Here is a 3714-nt window from a genome sequence, read left to right as displayed (position 1 = left end):
CAATGGCGACGGCACGGTGACGCTGAAGATCGGCACCCAGACCAACGGACAGGGACACGCCACCGCCTATGCGCAGTTCCTGTCGGAAAAGCTCAATCTCGACATCGACAAAATCCATGTCCGCCAGGGCGATACCGATGAATTGAAGGCCGGCGGCGGCACCGGCGGCTCGCGCTCCATTCCGCTGGGGGGTGTGTCGGCTTCCCGCGCGGGCGAGGATCTGGCCAACAAGATCAAGCGCATCGCCGCCGACGAGCTGGAGGCTTCTGCCGGCGACATCGAGTTGTCCGATGGTGTTGCCCGCATCGTCGGCACCGATCGCTCGCTCGATTTTTCCAGCATCGCCAAGGCCGCCAAGACGCCTGACGATCTCAAGGGCTTTGGCGAGTTCGTGCAGGACGAATGCACCTATCCCAACGGCACTCATATCTGCGAGGTCGAGATCGATCCCGACACCGGCGCGACCGAGATTGTCCGCTACACCATCGTCGACGATTTCGGCGTGACCGTGAACCCGATCCTGCTCGCCGGCCAGGTGCATGGCGGCGTCGTGCAAGGCATCGGCCAGGCACTGACCGAGGACACTATCTACGGCGAGGACGGACAGCTTTTGACGGCGAGCTTCATGGATTACGCCATGCCGCGCGCCGACAATTTCCCGTTCTTCCATTTCGAGACCCGCAACGTGCCGTCGACGACCAATGCACTCGGCATCAAGGGCGCGGGCGAGGCCGGCACCATCGGTTCGACCCCGGCGGCACTCAATGCGGTGACCGACGCGCTCTGGCGCGCTTATGGCGTCAAGCACATCGACATGCCGGCAACGCCGGCGCGTATCTGGGCGACGATCCGAGAAGCGTCGGGAGCGTGACAGCGGGCCCCGGCAGCCCCTCGGCCACAGCCAGCGATGATGCCGGCGGGCACGACACGCTTACCGGCATCATGCTCAAGATCGTGTCGGTGGCGGTCTTCGTCGGCATGCAGACCTGCATCAAAGCCGCAGGCACGGTTCCGGCCGGCCAGATTGTCTTCTTCCGCTCTTTCTTCGCCATCTTCCCGATCATCGCCTTCCTGGCCTTCAGGAAAGAGCTCGGCACTGCCTTCACCACCAAGCGTCCGTTCAACCACATCGCCCGCGGCCTGGTCGGCGTCTGCGCCATGGGGCTCGGCTTTTTCGCGTTGACCCGGCTGCCGCTGCCGGAAGCGATCACGCTGAACTACGCGCAGCCGCTGCTGGTGGTGGTGTTCAGCTCCATCTTCCTCGGCGAGGCTATCCGCGTGTATCGCTGGAGTGCGGTCGCGGTCGGCCTGGTCGGCGTGCTGATCATCTCCTGGCCGGAACTGACGCTGCTGAGTTCCGACCAGGCGCTCGACGACCAGGAAGTGCTTGGCGTCATGGCCGCTCTTGTCGCGGCGGCGATCTCGGCCGTCGCCATGCTCTTGGTGCGCAATCTCGTGCAAAGCGAGCGTACGGCGACCATCGTGCTGTGGTTTTCGGTGACGGCGAGCGTCATGTCGCTGCTCTCGCTGCCATTCGGCTGGCAGGCGCTGACGCCGCTCCAGGCGGCCCTTCTTGTTGCCGCCGGCTTCTGCGGCGGCCTTGGCCAGATCCTGATGACGGCGGCCTATCGCCATGCCGAAGCCTCGGTCGTGGCGCCGTTCGAATACACCTCGATGATCCTAGGCCTCGTCGTCGGCTATCTCGTCTTCGGCGACGTCGCCACGCTCCATATGCTTGTCGGCGGCCTGATCGTCGTCGCCGCCGGCATCTTCATCATCTGGCGCGAACGCCAGCTCGGCCTGGAGCGCACCCGCACGCGCAAGGCATCTTTGCCTGAAGGGTGATTACGAACGTTCGGCCCGTTCCTTCGCCAACCGAACCAGCACCGTCCTCGTCTGTTCATCGGCGGGGAAAAACGATTCGATCGCCAGTTCCGAAAGCGTCACGTCGAGCGGCGTGCCGAACACGGTGATGGTGCTGATGAACGACAGCACCTGATCGCCATGCGCCAGCCTGAGCGGATGCACGATGGCGTTCGCCTCGACCGGCGACGGCCGGCTGCCTCTCAAGCCTGACGGATAAGTCCTCAGCTCACGCTCGAGTTCGATCAGCACCGCGTCGCCGCTCGCGTCATTCTGGTGTTTCAGGCGCTCGAGCAGATGCGTGCGCCATTCCTGGAGGTTGACGATGCGTGGCGCGATGCCGCCGGGATGCAGGCTGAGGCGAAGCACGTTGACCGGCGGCGTCAGCAGCGAAGCCTCGCTGACATCGGCAAGGAAGGGAGCGATGGCGGCGTTGGCCGAAACCAGGTTCCAGTGGCGGTCGACAGCGAGTGCCGGGAACGGCTCGTGGCCTTTGAGCACGATTTCGACCGCCGCCATCGCCGGCGCCATTGTCGTGTCGGTCAGCGAGCGTTCGCCGAAACTGGGGGCAAAGCCGGCGGCGAGCAGCAACTGGTTGCGTTGCCTCAGCGGGATCGACAATTGCTCGGCCAGATGCAGCACCATGTCGCGCGAGGGCGCGGCGCGGCCGCTTTCGACGAAGCTCAGATGCCGCTGCGAGATTTCGGCCTCCATGGCGAGGTCGAGCTGCGACATGCGCCGGCGCGTGCGCCATTCGCGAATAAGGCTGCCGGCGGAGGTTTGGGCTGTTGTCATGAGTGAATGGTTAGGCTGGTGAGGACGGCATTTCAATTACCTGCGAGGTTATCGCTAGGTGAGCGCTCGCAGCTTTGCCTTCACTTCGAGGAAATCCCGCCACGCCAGCTTCTTGTGCGACGGGGTTCGCAGGAGATAGGCCGGATGCAGCGTCGGCATGGCCGGGATGGCGATGCCGGATGCCGTCGTGTGAACGCGCCAATTGCCGCGCAGCCGCAATATGCCTTCCGAGGTGTTGAGCAAGGTCTTGGCCGACGGGCCGCCAAGGTTGATCAGCACCTTGGGATTGACCAGCTCGATCTGCCGTTCGATGAACGGCCGGCAGATCTCGGTTTCGTGCGGCGTCGGCGTGCGATTGCCCGGCGGCCGCCAGGGAATGACATTGGCGATATAGGCTGAAGTGCGGTCGAGCCCGATCGCGGCCAGCATGCGGTCGAGCAGCCGGCCCGAGCGGCCGACGAAGGGCAGGCCCTCGATGTCCTCGTCGCGGCCGGGCGCCTCGCCGACCAGCATGACGGCGGCTTCCGGGTTGCCGTCGGCAAACACCAGGTTCTTGGCGGTGGCCTTGAGATTGCAGCCCTCGAACGCCGCCATATGCTGGCGAAGCTCGTCCAGCGTCGTTGCTGTGGTCGCCAATTGGCGGGCAAGTGCCGCCTGCGCTTCGTCGGGAACCGCAGTCGTCGCAGACGGCGACCGCGCGACGGGTGGTGCATTTGCTCTGTCCCCGGCTTCGCCGCGGGACACGGTCGTCGAGCGCAGCGGTGCGGCGGTGCCACCCGAAGGCGCTGCGATCGGCGCGCGCTCCATCGGCTTTTGCGCAACCTCGGCGAACCGGTTCACCGGCTGCTCTTCGAGCGCCTCGTCGACGCCCACGCTGGCGTAAAACGCCAGCAGGTCGGCGATATCAGGTCTGTTGGTTGGGGAAGCGGCAGTCATCGATTCCACATTCGTCCGCGTGGCGGCAATTTGCAAGGCTGGCAGCTTGGGTTCCTTCGGAGCCTCTCGCCGGCGCGTTGGCTGACGGAGCATCAAACGAAAAACCCGCCTGTGCGGCGG

At 65.0% G+C, this 3714-nt stretch carries 4 protein-coding genes; 2 read left to right on the top strand and 2 right to left on the bottom strand.

Annotated elements, in window-relative coordinates:
- Together EN969_RS21140 and EN969_RS21135 are read left to right on the top strand one after the other, a co-directional pair.
- On the top strand, positions 1 to 871 hold an 871-nt coding region (locus EN969_RS21140; RefSeq protein ID WP_164758395.1), incomplete at its 5' end, for a molybdopterin cofactor-binding domain-containing protein.
- A gap of 71 nt (positions 872 to 942) precedes the next feature.
- Positions 943 to 1845: a DMT family transporter gene (locus tag EN969_RS21135; protein WP_244506971.1), complete on the top strand. Its 903-nt coding sequence runs from the start codon at positions 943 to 945 to the stop codon at positions 1843 to 1845.
- On the opposite strand, the gene EN969_RS21130 is transcribed toward EN969_RS21135, so the two are convergent.
- Positions 1846 to 2658 (bottom strand): helix-turn-helix transcriptional regulator, encoded by an 813-nt coding sequence (locus tag EN969_RS21130; protein ID WP_013532623.1) that lies wholly within the window; start codon positions 2656 to 2658, stop codon positions 1846 to 1848. It lies immediately after the preceding gene.
- A 54-nt stretch (positions 2659 to 2712) separates the two neighbouring features.
- Positions 2713 to 3594, bottom strand: a complete 882-nt coding sequence (locus EN969_RS21125) for a uracil-DNA glycosylase (protein ID WP_164758394.1) — start codon at positions 3592 to 3594, stop codon at positions 2713 to 2715.
- Between the last annotated feature and the right edge of the window lie 120 nt (positions 3595 to 3714).

Origin of the sequence: Mesorhizobium sp. M7A.F.Ca.CA.003.01.2.1 (assembly GCF_003998945.1) — a bacterium.
Taxonomy (GTDB): domain Bacteria; phylum Pseudomonadota; class Alphaproteobacteria; order Rhizobiales; family Rhizobiaceae; genus Mesorhizobium; species Mesorhizobium ciceri.
The sequence above is the reverse complement of the archived record's forward strand: the minus strand, read 5'-3'. Positions and strand labels throughout refer to the sequence as shown.